We start from the raw sequence: 14,370 nt of genomic DNA, 5'->3' as shown, positions 1-14,370 counted from the left end.
AGGTTAGAACATACCTACGACATTCCGAGTTCAGAGAGTGGCGAAAGTGGTCGATAGATGCGAATGATGCGGTCGGTGGATCTCAGCGCAGGAAGGCGGCCGGGTCGAACTCGTCGATCGGAATCACGCGCACGCGCGGCAGCGGCGCGTCGAAGGCCTCGGCGTCGTACTCGATGTCGAAGAGTTCGATGCCGGGGATGGCCGAGAGCTCCGAGCTGCGGAACTCGGCGAAACCGATCACGCCCACTCGCCGACCCTCCCCCGAGAGATTCGCGAGATCCTCGACGAAGTCGCGATCGTGGCTGACGAGAGCGACATCGTCCTCGCGATCGGCGAGTGCGCGCAGAGTGCGCTGGATCGCGATGTCGACGACCTTCTCATCGGCGGCCCCCGACAGCGGCACCGGCTGGTAGCCGAGCGCGAGCAGCGCCTGCACGAACGACATCGGAAGGTGCGAGCTCGCGTTGAGGAAGAACAGTCCCTGCGACGGCTGGTCCCACCGCTCGGCGATGAAGGTCAGCAGTCGATCCCATCGCGGCCGTTCCTCGGGCTGCGGCCGTCGTCCGAGGATCGATCCGCCGAGAGTCGCGTCGATGTTCTCGCCGTCGACCAGCACCCAGCTCCTGCGCTCCGCCACGTCTTCCCCTCGCCTCGCGACCGCAGGCGCGGTCGGCGTTCCCGAACGTATCAGGCGCGCCCGCTCGAACGGCGAGCGGATGCCGCCCCTCAGCTCCCGCGGAGGATCTTCTCCATCGCCCGACCCTTGGCCAGTTCGTCCACGAGCTTGTCGAGGTAGCGGATCTTCTGCATGAGCGGGTCCTCGATCTCCTCGACGCGCATGCCGCAGATCACCCCGGTGATCTGCGACGCGTTCGGATGGAGGTGGGCGTCGTCGAAGAAGTCTTGAAACGTCGTGCTGTCCTCGAGGTGAGCTCGCAGCTGCGCGTCGTCGAAGCCCGTCAGCCACTCGATGACCTCGTCGAGTTCGGCCGTCGTGCGCCCCTTCTTCTCCACCTTCGTGATGTAGAGCGGGTAGACGGAGGCGAACGGGATGCCGTAGATGCGGTGCACGCGGCCAGCGTAGCCCGCTGCCGGGATATGCTCCGCGTCACGGACGCAGGGATGGCCCCGGGCGGGTGCCCACCCGCCGGGGCCATCGCGCGACTGCAGGAGGATCGGACCCGAACACCGATCCTCGACCGCACCGCGCATCACTGCTCCGCCAGGCTATGTCGCAAGGGTGCGCCAGCGCCGCCCCTTGACACCGCGGCCGGACTCGGTATACGCCTTCCCGGATTCGAAGCCGGCTCCCAGGTTCACGGGACCAAAAAGGACGCGGCATCCGTTCTCTCCCTGTGACGGCGCAGCCAGCGACGTCGCCCGAGGAGGAACCCGTGAATCCGAACGACTACCGCAGTACCCCCGAGGCGCTCAGCCGCCTCACCGATACGCAGTACCGCGTCACGCAGGACGACGGCACCGAGCCGCCGTTCCGCAACCCGTACTGGGACAACCACGAGCCGGGCATCTACGTCGACGTGGTCTCGGGCCAGCCCCTGTTCTCGTCCGTCGACAAGTACGACAGCGGCACCGGGTGGCCGAGCTTCACGCGGCCCATCGACGCCGCTGCCGTCACCACGAAGACGGACCGCGCCCTCTGGATGTCGCGCACGGAGGTGCGCTCGTCGGGAGCCGACAGCCACCTCGGCCATGTCTTCCCCGACGGCCCCCGGGATGCCGGAGGCCTGAGATACTGCATGAACTCGGCCGCACTGCGCTTCGTCCCCGCCTCGTCACTCGAGACCGAGGGCTACGGCGCCTACCGAGACCTCTTCCCCACCGAGAACCAGGAGCACGCATCATGACCAGCGGTCCCTTCGACACCGGCGAGATCACCCGCACCCCCGGCACCGAGACGGCGGTCCTCGCCGGCGGATGCTTCTGGGGCATGGAGGATCTCATCCGCCGCCAGCCCGGCGTGCTCGGCACGCGGGTCGGCTACACCGGCGGCGAGAACGCCCACGCCACCTACCGCAAGCATCCCGGGCACGCCGAGGCGGTGGAGATCGTCTTCGACCCCACGCAGACGACGTACCGCGACATCCTGGCGTTCTTCTTCCAGATCCACGACCCCTCCACCAAGGACCGTCAGGGCAACGACATCGGCTCGAGCTATCGCTCGGCCATCTTCCCCCTGTCCCCCGAGCAGGAGGCGGTCGCCCGCGACACCATCGCCGATGTGGACGCCTCCGGCCTGTGGCCGGGCAAGGCCGTCACCACGATCGAGGCGGAGGGCGCGTTCTGGGAGGCCGAGCCCGAGCACCAGGACTACCTGATCCGCATCCCGAACGGGTACACCTGCCACTTCCCGCGCGCCGGCTGGGTGCTGCCCAAGCGCGCCGACGCCACGGCGTAGACGAAGGATCCGGATGCCGCGTCCCTGCCGGGGCGCGGCATCCGCCGTTCCTGCGCCGGGTCCTCAGGACTCTCGGACCGCGACGACGACCTTTCCCCGCGCCCGTCCCTCGCCATGCCAGGCGAGCGCGGCCGGGACCTCATCGAGGGGGAACACCCGGTCGATGCGCACCGAGGCTCCACCGCTCTCGCACAGGTCGGCGATGCTCGCGAACCCGCCCGGCCCCTGTCGCACCAACAGCACGCCCAGGTGCGCGCCGGTGAGCATGCCCAGCAGCGGTCCGACCGTGACCATGCGCAGCAGCGTGCGGGCGGTTCCGCCCACGATCACGCACTTGCCACCGCGTGCGAGCGCGCGACGATAGGCGAACACGGAGCGATGCGCGACGAGATCCACGATGAGGTCGTAGGGTCCGGTCCGCGTGAAGTCGGTGCGACGGTAGTCGATCACGTGCTCGGCGCCGAGCTCGCGCAGGAAGTCCAGCTTGCCCGCGTTGTCGACGGCGGTCACGTGCACTCCCTTGGCCACGGCCAACGGGATCGCGAGGGCGCCCGCACCTCCCCCGGCGCCGTTGAGCAGCATCCGCGTGCCCGGCGCGGCGAGAGCCACCGCTTGGGAGGCGATCGCGCCGGACTGGGGAATGGCGGATGCCTCGGCGAACGTGAGCGCCGCGGGCTTGTGCACGATCGCGGACTCGGGGACGGCGACATACTCGGCGAACCCCCCATAGCGGGGAAGGTTGTCGCCGTACACCTCGTCACCCACGGCGAAGTGCGTCACGCCGTCGCCCACCGCGGTCACCCGGCCCGCGACATCCGTTCCGAGAATCGGATGCGCCGGCCGCCGCAGCCCTCCGAATCGCGCGTAGGCGGGCGAGCCCCGCAGCGCCTCCCAGTCCGACAGGTTGATCGACACCGCGACCACCTCGACGAGCACCTCGCCGGGTCGCGGCGACGGCACCGGGACGTCGCGCACCTCGAGCACCTCAGGCCCGCCATACCTCTCGTACACGACCGCTCGCACACCCACACCCTAGGGACTGCGGGCCACCGGCGGCGCATAACTCCTGCAGAAATCACCCGCTTCGCGCACGACTCCCCGCCCTCCTGCGGCTCGCGCGCTCATGCCCGCAGAAGTGCAGGAGTTATGCGCCCGGCGCGACTCGCAGCGATGACCCGGCTCAGCCGCGGCGGCCTGCCCCCGCGAACACGGCGTGCAGCAGCGGGATCACCGACACCGCCATCAGCACCGTGCCGAAGACCGCCTCATCGGCGCGCAGCACGGCGCCGCCGATGAAGAGTCCGGCGAACAGCACGGCCGACACGGCGCGGCGCACGACGCGCTCGAGGGACTTCATGCGCTGCTCGACGCGCGGCGACTCGACCGCCAGCCGGCCCTCCTCGGCACGGGTCACGATGTCGTCGACACGGCGCGGCAGCCGCGCGGCGATGCCCGCGATCGAGACGGCCTCCTTCGCGAACGCCTGCACGACGTTGCCACCCTCGTCCCGGATGAGCTGCGCGGCGTACGGCTCGACCGCGTCCCACATGTTGAAGTCGGATTCGAGCGATGAGCACATGCCGGAGGTGAGGGACACCGCACGCACGATCAGCAGGAAGTTCTCGGGCAGCTGGAAGGGCAGCGACCGGATGACGTCGCCGAACTCCCGTGCGAAAGCCTCGAACTCACGAGGATCGACCTTCTGCAGCTCGGCGAATCCCATCCCGCCGAAGCGGGCGAACAGCGCGGTCATCGCCCGCTCGAGCTCGGCGGTGTCAGCCGACGGCAGCAGCACGCCGACATCGCGGATGCTGCTCACCAGCTGTGTGCCGTTGCGCGAGGCGACGGCGATCATGACCTGCTGCAGATCGCGGCGAAGCCGGTCGGGGACCTCGCCCATCATGCCGAAGTCGATGAATGTGAGGTGCCACGGCCGCTCGCCGCCCGGAGTCGGCGTGACGAAGATGTTGCCCGGATGGGGGTCGGCGTGGAAGTACCCGTCGCGGAAGAGCTGGTCGAACATCACGGTCGCGAACTCGGCCGCGACGTCGGCGGGCTCGATGCCCGCGGCGCGCAGACCGTCAACGTCGTTGATCTTGATCGCGGTGACGTCGGCGAGCGTGAGCACCCGCTTCGTGCTGCGCTCCCACGCGATCTCCGGCGCGTCGACGCGCGGGTCGCCGACGAAATTCTCAGCGAAGCGCACCGCGTTGCGCGCCTCGTGGAGGTAGTCGATCTCCTCCTCGCTGGTGTGAGCGAACTCCTCGATCAGCACGGGCAGGTCGACGTGATCGCGCACGATCCGCACGCGGCTGAGCCATTGGGCCACCCGCCGCAGGGCCGCGAGGTCCACCTCGACGATCTGCTCGATCCCTGGGCGCTGCACCTTCACCACGACATCGGCGAACCCGGTGTCGGCGGCGTCGGCCGGCACGAGCCTCGCGCGGTGCGCCTGCCCGAGGGATGCCGCGGCCACGGGAACCGGGTCGACCCACTCGTAGGCGACCTCGAGCGGCACCCCGAGCTCTGCCTCGGCGAGCCGACGGATCGCGTCGAAGGCGACGGCCGGCACTTCGTCCTGCAGCCCTTCGAGCTCCTTCGTGATCTCGGGCGGGAGCACGTCGAGACGTGACGACATGAACTGCCCGACCTTGATCATGAGGCCGCCCAGTGACACGGCCAGCGCATGGAATCGGCGCGCGAGCCTCGTCAGCCGCGCGGCGCGACCGCGTGCGGCGAAGCGGCCGAGCCCGATGCGCGGCAGGAAGAGCTCGTACCACCACGCCTGCACCATGTAGCGGGCGGCGAAGCGCAGTATCCGGCGGTAGCGGGCGCGCGAACTCCCGGCGTCGGCCATCGAGACTCCCTGATTCGGGACAGCAGCGGGCCGACGTTCCGGCGGCATCCGGGGTCAGTCCTGGGCGAGGATCGAGTAGAGCTTACGCCGCGCCTCGTCGAGCACCTCGACCGCCTGCTGCACCTGCTCGGGCGAACCGCTCGTGGCGACCTGCGCCGCGGCCTGGGCGAGCTTCGCGCCGGCCTTCGGGAGCACGGTCGCGCGCGCGGCATCCTTCCGGCCTGCCGACTCCCAGGGAGCCGACCGATCCTCACTCGCGGCGGCTTCGGCGCGACCGGCTTCGGTGAGCGAGTAGGTCTTCTTGCCCCCGGCCTCCTCGGCCGTGATGAGGCCCTCGTCGGCGAGCAGCTGGAGGGTCGGGTAGACCGAGCCGGGGCTGGGCTTCCACGTGCCGCCGCTGCGCGCCTCGATCTCGTAGATGATCTGGTAGCCGTGCATCGGCCGGTCGGCCAGCACCGCGAGGATCGACGCGCGGACGTCGCCGCGGCCCACCCGAGGGCTCATGACCTTCTGCTCGAACATGTCGCGCAGCTGGTCCATCGCCTCCCACAGACCTCCGCCTCCGGGGCGACCCTGATCCTGCCCGCGGTCACGCGGACCGAACCACTCTCCTGTGAACGAATCGCTCATGACGACCTCCCTGAGATGACCTCACCGATATGCCGGCGATACTCAACGATATATCGTTAAGGCTCGTCCGGCCAGGGCTGCCATCGGGATCAGTCCGCGTCCTCGACCGGCTGGCGCAGGATCGTCCGCAGCCGCTCGGGGGCGGTGCGCCGGGGGTCGGCGAGGTAGATCTCGTGGTGGAGGCCCCTCATCCGCAGCCCCGCGCCCGGGATGAAGCGGTGGTGCATCTCGTCGAGCACCGGAGCCTCCTCGTCGTACGAGCCGACGTGCAGCGTCTGCACGCACCGCCCTTCCGCCAGCTCCTCGAAGCGGAGAGCGTCGACGGCCGCGGTGCCCTCCTTCGACGCGACGACGGCTCGTGCGGCGTCGACGTGGGCGCCTTCCGTCCAGTCCGGAACGAGGATCATCATCGTCCAGCTCCACTGCGACTTGTCGCGAGCCGTGGTGAACGAGGCCATGTCGTCCGACCACCACAGGCCCTCGAGCGGCATCACGACGTAGTCGCGCCCGAGGTCGACCTTGCTCTGGAACTTCAGCTTGTAGGCCACCCCGTACAGCGCCGAGACGGCGTCGGCATACGCCGCCGAGGAGTTCGGATCGCCGCGTCCGTCCACCATGAGATACCGCCGGGGAGGCACGTCGATCACCTCGAACCGGCCGTGCGGCGCCGAGTACGACGCGAGCTCCTTCTTGAGATCGGCCTTGCGCCGCACGCTCCCGGAATCCACACGCGTCACGGTACCCGCCGCACCGCGAGGCGCGCATCGGGCAGATGCCCAGGCAAACAGGGTAGAGTGGACTCCTGCCCGCTCGGGCACCCCGGTCGTTCACCTCCGCCTCATCGTGGAGCGACAGCGTGCGCGACTGTCCTCCGCCATCACGGCGCTTCATCTCTCACCTGCGTGTGAGGTCGCTGGTGCGACATCCACGCCCCATCCCTAGGCTGCCCTGACTTCCGTCGTCTCACCCCCGTTCGCGTCTCGCGGTGCCGTTCATTGGCGCCCCGCCGACGACGACATCTTCGTCGCGACCATCGCCGGCGAGTACGCCGGCTTCGTCGGCGTCACATCGCGCGGCCACGAGGCTCACGGCCCGCGCGGCGAGGAGCTCGGGGTGCACCACGCCCGGCATGACGCCATGGCCGCGGTCGAGGCATCCGATCCCCGGCTTCCGTTCCCCTCGGCGGGCCCCGCCCGCCGCAAACGTCCGCTCCGCACACAGCGGCGCGGCACCCCGGTCGCTTCACGCGGCCCGAAAAGTAGAAGGAAAGACACGATGGCCACTGGCACCGTGAAATGGTTCAACTCCGAAAAGGGCTTCGGCTTCATCGCCCCTGACGACGGCGGCGCCGACCTGTTCGCCCACTTCAGCGCGATCACGGGCGACGGATACAAGGAGCTCCGCGAAGACCAGAAGGTCGAGTTCGAGGCGGAGCGCGGCCCCAAGGGCATGCAGGCCGCCAACATCCGGCCGCTCTGACCCACTCGATCGGCGGCCGCGTTCTGCGCGAGCCGCCGATCGTTACCCTCCGACCCGCGCGCGGGTCAAGGGGGTGTGCGGCGCGCGCTGCGCCGCCGAAGCTGGTCTCATGACTCAGATCATCGAGACCATCGACGTGAACGTGCCGGTCACCACGGCCTACAACCAGTGGACGCAGTTCGAGAGCTTCCCGCACTTCCTCGACGAGGTGGAGTCGATCACCCAGCTCGACGACACCCACACCCACTGGACGGTGAAGGTCGGCCCGTTCCAGCGGGAGTTCGACGCCGAGATCACCGAGCAGCACCCCGACGAGCGCGTCGCGTGGCGCAGCACCGGCGGCGATACCGCCCACGCCGGAGTCGTCACCTTCCACAAGCTCGACGACACGACCTCGCGCGTCACCGTGCAGATCGACTGGGAGCCGAGCGATGCGATCGAGAAGCTCGGCTCGCTCGTCGGCGCGGGACAGCATGCGGTGAAGAAGGACCTCGAGAACTTCAAGGAGTTCATCGAGAAGGCCCACAGCGAGACGGGCGCCTGGCGCGGCGAGGTCGCACGCTGACCCAGGACGGACGGATGCCGCGGCCCGCGCTCGCGCGGAGGTCGCGGCATCGTCGTACTCGGTGAGCGCTCGACGGAGCTTCCGGGACCGGCCACACTGGACGACATGTCCGAGGCCTCGTGGGTGCTGCACGTCGACCTCGATCAGTTCATCGCCGCCGTCGAGGTGCTGCGGCGACCCGAGCTCGCCGGCAGGCCCGTGATCGTCGGCGGCCGGGGTGATCCCACCGAGCGCGCCGTCGTGTCGACGGCATCCTATGAGGCGCGGGCGTTCGGCGTCGGATCGGGGATGCCGCTGCGCATCGCCGCGCGGAAGGTTCCGGACGCCGTGATCCTGCCGGTCGACGCGCCCGCGTACACGGAGGCCTCGGAGGAGGTCATGTCGGCGCTGCGCGCGCAGCCGGGCGCGATCGTGCAGGTGCTCGGATGGGACGAGGCATTCGTCGGGGTCCGCACCGAGGATCCCGAGGCGACCGCGCGGGAGATCCAGCGCGCGGTTCTCGAGCGCACCCTGCTGCATTGCAGCGTGGGTGTCGGCGACACCCTCATCCGCGCCAAGAACGCGACCGACTTCGGCAAGCCGCGCGGGGTGTTCCGCCTGACCGCCGAGAACTGGCTCGAGGTGATGGGCGACAAGCCGACGATCGAGCTCTGGGGCGTGGGGAGCAAGATCTCGAAGCGGCTGGCCGGGCTCGGCATCCGCACCGTCAGCGACCTCGCCCACGCCGACGAGGCTCCGCTCGCCGGGGAGTTCGGACCCAAGATGGGCCCGTGGTACCGCCAGCTCGGTCGCGGAGACGGATCGGCGGTCGTCGACGACACCCCGTGGGTGGCGCGCGGGCACGGACGCGAGACGACCTTCCAGCAGAACATCGTCGAGCCCGCCGAGATCGAGGCGGCGGCGCGCGAACTGCTGACCCAGGTGCTGGCGGATGTCGCCGCCGAGGGGCGTCCGGTCGTCGGCGTGGGCCTGAAGGTGCGCTACGCCCCATTCCTCACGAAGACGTTCGTGCACAAGATCGCGACCACGTTCGACCGCGACACGGTGATCGCGGAGACGTTGAAGCTCGTCGAGCGGATCGAGCCGGATCGCCCGCTGCGTCTGCTCGGCGTGAGGGCCGAGATGGAGATGCCCGACGACGCGCGCGAAGGTCATACCCCGACCCGCGGAGGTTGGTGAGCTCAAGGTCTGGAGGAATGCCGCCTCTATCCGCTACTCTTCGTGCAAGGCGGTTGGGGAACCGTCCGAGGCGGTCGGGGAACCGTCTTTACTCTCAACTGGGGATGAGATGAGCGAAGACACTCGTGTGGGTGCGCCCGCACCAGGTTGGCTGTACGACGCCGAGACCGGTCAGACGCGGTGGTGGGACGGCCTGCGTTGGACAGACCTCGCCAGGCCGCTCGATCCGGTCGTGCGCACCGGCCCGGCCTATCGACCGTCGTCCGGCTCGGCGAGCGGGTGGACCGCGCCGCCGACGCCGAAGAACGGACCCGCCACGGCATCGCTCGTGCTCCTGCTCGTCGCGGTGGTGGGCGCGGCAGCCGCGTTCAGCCTTCTCGCTGCGGGCGATCTCGTCGCGTGGGTGAGCAGCCTGACCTGAGGGTCGGCCGGGCCGAGGCATCCGCCCTCCCGCTAGCGTGGGACGGGTGACGTTCCCGCACGCGACAGTGCCGCTGTTCGTCTACGGCAGTCTGCGCCCGGGCATGGCGCTGTGGGGAGCGATCGCGCCGCACGTGGACGAGTCGCGACCCGCGAGCGTCGCGGGCCGTCTGCACTGGCACGAGGGCGGCGAGTGGCCCCTCCTGCTCACCGGCGGCACCGACCGGGTGCGCGGCGAGCTGCTGTCGCTGCGACCGGGTGACGAGGTCAACCGCGTGATCGTCGACGAGGAGCTCCTCTACGGATACGACGCGCGGTGGCTGCCCGTCGCGACCGACGACGGCGAGGAGCACGCGGCGCTCGTCCTGGTGTGGCCGCGCGAGACCGAGCTCGGCCCGCGCATCGCCGGCAATGACTTCTCGGGCGTCACGCGGGGCGAGGACTGACGGCGAGCGGACGGCGCGCCCTCACGTCACGCGCACGAGCGTGCGCTGCCACCCGGTCGAGCCGTCGGGGGCGATCGGCGCTCGGTCCTCGATCTGCAGGTCGCCGTCGCGGTTCACGGCGCGGACGGTGACGTTGTAGGTTCCGGGCGTCGCGTCCCACTCCAGCATCCACTGCACCCAGGTGTCGTCGTTGACCGGCGCGGAGAGCGTGGCGGCCTGCCACTCGCCGCCGTCGATGCGGACCTCGACGCGTTCGATGCCGACGGTCTGCGCCCACGCGACGCCGGCGAGCGGGACCCGCCCCGCCGCCACCGGCTGTCCGGTGCGCGGGGTGTCCAGGCGTGAGGAGAACTTGATCGGCGCCTCCGCGCTGTAGCCCCGCGGCGTCCAGTAGGCCTCGTCGGCCGCGAAGGTCGTCACCTGCAGGCGGGTGAGCCACTTCGTCGCGGAGACATACCCGTACAGACCCGGCACCACCATGCGCACGGGGAAGCCGTGCTCGAGGGGCAGCGGCTCGCCGTTCATCGCCACGGCGAGGATCGCGTCGCGATCCGGGTCGGTGAGCGCTTCGACCGGCGTGCTGGCGGTGAACCCGTCGATGCTGTGCGAGAGCACCATGTCGGCGTCGCCCTGCGGGCCGGCGAGGGCCAGGATGTCCCGCACGGGCACGCCCAGCCACTTTGCCGTGCCCAGGAGCTCTCCCCCGACCTCGTTCGACACGCACGTGAGGGTGATCGAGTACTCGTCGAGTCCCATCTCGACGAGCTCGTCGAACGTGAGCTCGATCTTCCGGTCCACGAGTCCGTCGACGGTCAGCCGCCACGTGGCGGGATCGACGGACGGCACGGTCAAGGCGGTGTCGACGCGATAGAAATCGGCGTTGGGTGTGTAGAGCGGCGAGATCCCCGGCACGTCCAACTCGGCGCCGGCGGGCACGTCGACCCGGGAGCGCGGCTCCGGCAGCCGCAGCGCCCGGCGCACCGCGGCGATCGAGGTCGTGGCGACGTTGGCGACGCGAGCGCCGACTCCGGCGATCAGAGCGGATGCTCCGGCGATCGTGAGCACCTGGAGGAAGACTCGCCGGTCCAGGCGCCCGGAATCGGAGTCGTCGTGCGTGGTCGTCGCGTGCGCCCAGCGGCGCAGCCGCGCGACTGTCACCCCGAGGACGACCGCGCCGGCGATCGTGCCGAGCACCGGCGGCACCCACGCGAGCGGCGTGGCACCGGCCCGCGTGACGATCGCCGCGACGGAGAGGGCACCGGCGATCCCGAGCGCGATGATGCCGAGCGGCGGCCGCCACAGCTGGAGAAGGCCCGCGATCGCTGAGGCGACGATCACCGCGAGGCAGAGACCGGCCAGGAGCACGGGCTTGTCGTTCTCGCCGAACGCGGTGATCGCGAACTCCTTGAGGGGCTGCGGCACGACGTCGATGACGAAAGAGCCGACCGCGAGGATCGGACTGCTCTGGCGCGCCACGAGAAGGGCCGCCACTTCGGCCACGGCGAGGAAGACTCCCGCGCTCACTACCCCCGCGAGCGCGGCCCACGCCGCGAATCGCACCCTTCGCGCCCGACCTGGCATGCCGCACCCCGTTCCCGCCGTCGCCTGGTCTTCGGCGCGGGGGGCGTGCCGGATTGCCGCCGTCTCAGTCGAGGCCGTCGAGCCACGACAGAGCGAGCTCGTGGGAGCGCAGGCCGTAGTCGAGCGTCGCGCCTTGGTACGCGAAGATCTCGGCGAACTCGTCGGGGATCTGCGCCGCATCGAGCCCGTCGGCGACGGCGCGCAGCTCGGCGAGCCCCGCGGCGGCGCTGCGGCGCAGCTCGCCGAGCGCGGCAGCCCGCTCTCCGCCCCGCGGCAGCAGTCCCAGCAGGAACACCTTCGCCAGCATCGAGGTCTCGGCGTGCGCACCCGCGAGCGGCTCGCGCATCCACGCGCGCCAGGCCTCGACGCCCTCGTCGGTGGGAGTGTGAAGATTGCGGCGACGGCCGGAGGACGAGGCATCCGTCACCGTCACCCACCCCTGCGCGATGAGCTGCCGGAGCGCACGCTGCAGGCTGCCGAAGCTCGCGCTGTAGAAGAGCGACGGGCCCGCGGCGAACTGCTTGTGGAGGTCGTAGAGCGACATCGGCGCGATCATCAACAGACCCAGGATCACGAACTGCATGTGGCACCTCTCTCACCGTTCTGCCAATATATCCCCTAGATATATCTCAGGGGGATATCACGCATGGCTCGACACACCGATCTCGCCTCGGATCTCGCGAGGATCGCCGACGGCTTCGCCCGCAGGAGGGGCGCGCTTCCTGCGCCGCAGGTGCTGGTGCGCGCCCCCGGCATCGAGTTCGCGTGCGGTGATCGCGATCGGCGCTTCCACGCCGCGAGCGTGGGGAAGATGCTCACCGCGACCCTCGCGTTCCAGCTCGCCGAGAGCGGGGCCCTCGACCTCGACGCACCCCTCCCCAGCCTGCTGCCGGCATCCGAGGTCGCCGGGCTGTTCGTGCGCGGGGGGACGGATGCCGCAGCCGCCGCCACTCCTCGGCACCTGCTCACCCACACGAGCGGCGTCGCCGACTACTTCGGGGGCCCGAACGACGCGGGAGAGTCTTTCGCCGAACGCGTCACGCGACGGCCCGACGAGCGCTTCCTCCCGTCGGACCTGCTCGCGTTCTCGCGAGAGCATCAGCGCCCCGTCGGGGTGCCCGGCGAGCGATTCTCGTACTCCGACACCGGCTACGTGCTCCTCGCCCGCGTGATCGAGGAGCTCGGCGGCGATCCGCTGGGCGCGCAGCTCCATGAACGCATTCTCGAGCCCGCCGGGATGGATGCCTCCTGCCTGCTGTTCCACACGATGCCCGGGGGCGCAGCATCCGTCGCCCAGCCCGGTGCCGCACTCGACCTGGCGCCCATCCTCATCGACGGCGTGGACCTCAGCCGCGCCGAGAGCCTCAGCTGCGACTGGGGCGGGGGCGGCATCGTGACGACCGTCGACGATCTGCATCGGTTCGCCGCCGCGTGGCACGGCGGCGCACTCATCGGCGAGGCGTCACGCGCGGCCATGGCGACGATCGCGCATCGGTTCCGCAACGGCATCCACTACGGAGCGGGGCTGATGCAGCTGCGGTACGGCGGCTTCTTCCCGCTCCTGGCCGGCCTTCCCCGCACGGTCGGACATCTCGGGGTCACCGGCGCCCACCTCTTCTCCGAGCCGGTCCGCGACATCACGATCGTGCTCAACCTGCACTCGACGGCCGAGATGACGCGGAGCTTCCAGCTGCACATCCGGCTGCTGCAGCGGGTGCTGCGCGCGACCCGCTGACAGATCGGTTCCCGCCCGATGTATTTCGGCGGGCGGAGCGCACTCCTCAGGAGCGATGCCGGTCGAGTGCGAGGGGTCGGGGGGCAGCCGAGCGCATACCGCATCCTGCCGCGGCATCCGTCCTGCTCTTGGACGGGTGCCGCGGTCTCTCTCGCCCGCAAGGATGCGTCAGCGAGCGGGAGGCGAGCGAGTGCGGCGCCACCGGGCCCGGGGTCAGGTCGCGGCGACCGGCTCGCGCGGTGCGAGGTCGGGGGTGAGCGCCTCGCGCCCGTCGAAGACGAAGCAGGCGCCGTTCCAATGGGCGCCGCCCACGTGCTCGAACCAGCCGAGGATTCCGCCGTCCAGCTGCAGCGCGTCGACGCCGGTCTCGCGCAGGTGGATCGCGGCCTTCTCGCAGCGGATTCCGCCTGTGCAGAAGCTCACCACCGTCTTGTCGCGGAGCTCGTCGCGGTGGGCGGCCGCGGCATCCGGGAACTGCGTGAAGCGCTCGATGCGCCAGTCCACCGCGCCCGTGAAGGTGCCGTACTCGACCTCGAACGCGTTGCGCGTGTCGAGGAGCACCACCTCACGACCTGCGTCGTCGTGGCCCTGGTCGAGCCACCGGCGCAGGTCGGCCGGCGCGACGGCAGGCGCCCGGCCCGCCTCGGGCTGGATCGTCGGGCGGTCCATTCGGATGATCTCGCGCTTGAGCTTCACGAGGAGCTTGCCGAAGGGCTGCTCCGGCGACCAGCTCTCCTTCGCGGTGAGGGCGGTGAACCGTGGGTCCGCACGCAGGTGATCGAGGAACGACCGCACGGATGCCGCATCCCCGGCGAGGAACAGGTTGATGCCCTCCTCGGCGAGGAGGATGGTGCCCTTGAGCCCGAGCTCCGCGGCGCGATCGCGCAGGACGGGGCGCAGCTGCTCGCGGTCGTCGATGCGCGTGAACAGATACGCGGAGACGTTGAGGACCGAAGACACGAATCCCAGCCTACGTTCCGCCGAGTCCCGCTAGCACTCGACGGCGTGCGTCGCAATCCCCGGGCGGGGAGGTCGCACCGGGGTTAGCGTCGAAGCGTTCGG

Annotated in this window: 17 protein-coding genes; 8 read left to right on the top strand and 9 right to left on the bottom strand. The window is 70.3% G+C overall.

Annotated elements, in window-relative coordinates; all coding sequences use genetic code 11:
- Nucleotides 1-82: 82 nt before the first annotated feature.
- Together ASD93_RS02115 and ASD93_RS02110 are read right to left on the bottom strand one after the other, a co-directional pair.
- A complete protein-coding gene (locus ASD93_RS02115) occupies nucleotides 83-637 on the bottom strand; it encodes an NYN domain-containing protein (protein ID WP_056118104.1) in 555 nt (184 codons plus the stop codon).
- An 89-nt stretch (nucleotides 638-726) separates the two neighbouring features.
- Nucleotides 727-1,071 carry a DUF2200 domain-containing protein gene (locus tag ASD93_RS02110; protein ID WP_056118102.1) on the bottom strand — a complete coding sequence of 115 codons (345 nt, stop codon included), beginning with the start codon at nucleotides 1,069-1,071 and terminating at the stop codon, nucleotides 727-729.
- A 323-nt stretch (nucleotides 1,072-1,394) separates the two neighbouring features.
- On the opposite strand from ASD93_RS02110, the gene msrB reads away from it, so the two are divergent.
- Nucleotides 1,395-1,865, top strand: coding sequence for a peptide-methionine (R)-S-oxide reductase MsrB (gene msrB / locus ASD93_RS02105; RefSeq protein WP_056118100.1), 471 nt, complete (start codon nucleotides 1,395-1,397; stop codon nucleotides 1,863-1,865).
- The gene (msrA, locus tag ASD93_RS02100; protein WP_056118098.1) at nucleotides 1,862-2,416 is read left to right on the top strand and encodes a peptide-methionine (S)-S-oxide reductase MsrA; all 555 of its coding nucleotides are present in this window, start codon (nucleotides 1,862-1,864) and stop codon (nucleotides 2,414-2,416) included. The genes msrB and msrA overlap by 4 nt, the downstream gene beginning before the upstream one ends.
- A 63-nt stretch (nucleotides 2,417-2,479) precedes the next feature.
- On the opposite strand, the gene ASD93_RS02095 is transcribed toward msrA, so the two are convergent.
- The 4 genes from ASD93_RS02095 to ASD93_RS02080 all read right to left on the bottom strand — a co-directional run bounded on the left by ASD93_RS02095 (nucleotide 2,480) and on the right by ASD93_RS02080 (nucleotide 6,631).
- Nucleotides 2,480-3,439 carry an NAD(P)-dependent alcohol dehydrogenase gene (locus ASD93_RS02095; protein ID WP_056118097.1) on the bottom strand — a complete coding sequence of 320 codons (960 nt, stop codon included), beginning with the start codon at nucleotides 3,437-3,439 and terminating at the stop codon, nucleotides 2,480-2,482.
- A gap of 157 nt (nucleotides 3,440-3,596) precedes the next feature.
- Nucleotides 3,597-5,273, bottom strand: coding sequence for an ABC1 kinase family protein (locus ASD93_RS02090; RefSeq protein ID WP_200950567.1), 1,677 nt, complete (start codon nucleotides 5,271-5,273; stop codon nucleotides 3,597-3,599).
- A gap of 54 nt (nucleotides 5,274-5,327) precedes the next feature.
- Nucleotides 5,328-5,903: a PadR family transcriptional regulator gene (locus ASD93_RS02085; RefSeq protein ID WP_056118093.1), complete on the bottom strand. Its 576-nt coding sequence runs from the start codon at nucleotides 5,901-5,903 to the stop codon at nucleotides 5,328-5,330.
- Nucleotides 5,904-5,992: 89 nt separating this feature from the next.
- Nucleotides 5,993-6,631 (bottom strand): GyrI-like domain-containing protein, encoded by a 639-nt coding sequence (locus ASD93_RS02080; protein WP_235566852.1) that lies wholly within the window; start codon nucleotides 6,629-6,631, stop codon nucleotides 5,993-5,995.
- A gap of 547 nt (nucleotides 6,632-7,178) precedes the next feature.
- Here ASD93_RS02080 and ASD93_RS02075 point away from each other — a divergent pair.
- From ASD93_RS02075 to ASD93_RS02055, 5 genes are all read left to right on the top strand, one after another.
- Nucleotides 7,179-7,382 (top strand): cold-shock protein, encoded by a 204-nt coding sequence (locus ASD93_RS02075; protein ID WP_056118089.1) that lies wholly within the window; start codon nucleotides 7,179-7,181, stop codon nucleotides 7,380-7,382.
- Nucleotides 7,383-7,491: 109 nt separating this feature from the next.
- Nucleotides 7,492-7,947 carry an SRPBCC family protein gene (locus ASD93_RS02070; protein WP_056118087.1) on the top strand — a complete coding sequence of 152 codons (456 nt, stop codon included), beginning with the start codon at nucleotides 7,492-7,494 and terminating at the stop codon, nucleotides 7,945-7,947.
- Nucleotides 7,948-8,052: 105 nt separating this feature from the next.
- The gene (locus ASD93_RS02065) at nucleotides 8,053-9,126 is read left to right on the top strand and encodes a DNA polymerase IV (protein WP_200950566.1); all 1,074 of its coding nucleotides are present in this window, start codon (nucleotides 8,053-8,055) and stop codon (nucleotides 9,124-9,126) included.
- A gap of 109 nt (nucleotides 9,127-9,235) precedes the next feature.
- The gene (locus ASD93_RS02060; RefSeq protein ID WP_157536840.1) at nucleotides 9,236-9,547 is read left to right on the top strand and encodes a DUF2510 domain-containing protein; all 312 of its coding nucleotides are present in this window, start codon (nucleotides 9,236-9,238) and stop codon (nucleotides 9,545-9,547) included.
- A gap of 46 nt (nucleotides 9,548-9,593) precedes the next feature.
- Nucleotides 9,594-9,992 (top strand): gamma-glutamylcyclotransferase, encoded by a 399-nt coding sequence (locus ASD93_RS02055; protein ID WP_056118082.1) that lies wholly within the window; start codon nucleotides 9,594-9,596, stop codon nucleotides 9,990-9,992.
- 21 nt (nucleotides 9,993-10,013) lie between these two features.
- On the opposite strand, the gene ASD93_RS02050 is transcribed toward ASD93_RS02055, so the two are convergent.
- Both ASD93_RS02050 and ASD93_RS02045 read right to left on the bottom strand, forming a co-directional pair.
- Complete coding sequence (locus tag ASD93_RS02050) at nucleotides 10,014-11,573, bottom strand: molybdopterin-dependent oxidoreductase (protein ID WP_056118080.1); 1,560 nt, start codon at nucleotides 11,571-11,573, stop codon at nucleotides 10,014-10,016.
- 64 nt (nucleotides 11,574-11,637) lie between these two features.
- Nucleotides 11,638-12,156, bottom strand: a complete 519-nt coding sequence (locus ASD93_RS02045) for a helix-turn-helix transcriptional regulator (protein ID WP_056118078.1) — start codon at nucleotides 12,154-12,156, stop codon at nucleotides 11,638-11,640.
- 63 nt (nucleotides 12,157-12,219) lie between these two features.
- On the opposite strand from ASD93_RS02045, the gene ASD93_RS02040 reads away from it, so the two are divergent.
- A complete protein-coding gene (locus tag ASD93_RS02040; protein ID WP_056118076.1) occupies nucleotides 12,220-13,308 on the top strand; it encodes a serine hydrolase domain-containing protein in 1,089 nt (362 codons plus the stop codon).
- A gap of 213 nt (nucleotides 13,309-13,521) precedes the next feature.
- Here the strand turns inward: ASD93_RS02040 and ASD93_RS02035 are convergent, their stop codons facing one another.
- On the bottom strand, nucleotides 13,522-14,268 hold the full coding sequence (locus ASD93_RS02035; RefSeq protein ID WP_056118074.1) for a sulfurtransferase: 747 nt from the start codon (nucleotides 14,266-14,268) through the stop codon (nucleotides 13,522-13,524).
- Nucleotides 14,269-14,370: the final 102 nt, after the last annotated feature.

It is taken from the genome of Microbacterium sp. Root180 (assembly GCF_001428485.1).
GTDB lineage: Bacteria > Actinomycetota > Actinomycetes > Actinomycetales > Microbacteriaceae > Microbacterium.
Note: the sequence above shows the minus strand (reverse complement) of the source record. Positions and strands in the feature narration are given on the sequence as shown.

Excerpts from the sequence above, each read along its gene's own strand:
- ASD93_RS02090 (WP_200950567.1), bottom strand. The coding sequence starts at position 5,273 with ATGGCCGACGCCGGGAGTTCGCGCGCCCGCTACCGCCGGATACTGCGC.
- ASD93_RS02085 (WP_056118093.1), bottom strand. The coding sequence starts at position 5,903 with ATGAGCGATTCGTTCACAGGAGAGTGGTTCGGTCCGCGTGACCGCGGG.
- ASD93_RS02075 (WP_056118089.1), top strand. The coding sequence starts at position 7,179 with ATGGCCACTGGCACCGTGAAATGGTTCAACTCCGAAAAGGGCTTCGGC.
- msrA (WP_056118098.1), top strand. The coding sequence starts at position 1,862 with ATGACCAGCGGTCCCTTCGACACCGGCGAGATCACCCGCACCCCCGGC.
- ASD93_RS02060 (WP_157536840.1), top strand. The coding sequence starts at position 9,236 with ATGAGCGAAGACACTCGTGTGGGTGCGCCCGCACCAGGTTGGCTGTAC.
- ASD93_RS02045 (WP_056118078.1), bottom strand. The coding sequence starts at position 12,156 with ATGCAGTTCGTGATCCTGGGTCTGTTGATGATCGCGCCGATGTCGCTC.
- ASD93_RS02065 (WP_200950566.1), top strand. The coding sequence starts at position 8,053 with ATGTCCGAGGCCTCGTGGGTGCTGCACGTCGACCTCGATCAGTTCATC.
- ASD93_RS02040 (WP_056118076.1), top strand. The coding sequence starts at position 12,220 with ATGGCTCGACACACCGATCTCGCCTCGGATCTCGCGAGGATCGCCGAC.
- ASD93_RS02050 (WP_056118080.1), bottom strand. The coding sequence starts at position 11,573 with ATGCCAGGTCGGGCGCGAAGGGTGCGATTCGCGGCGTGGGCCGCGCTC.
- ASD93_RS02070 (WP_056118087.1), top strand. The coding sequence starts at position 7,492 with ATGACTCAGATCATCGAGACCATCGACGTGAACGTGCCGGTCACCACG.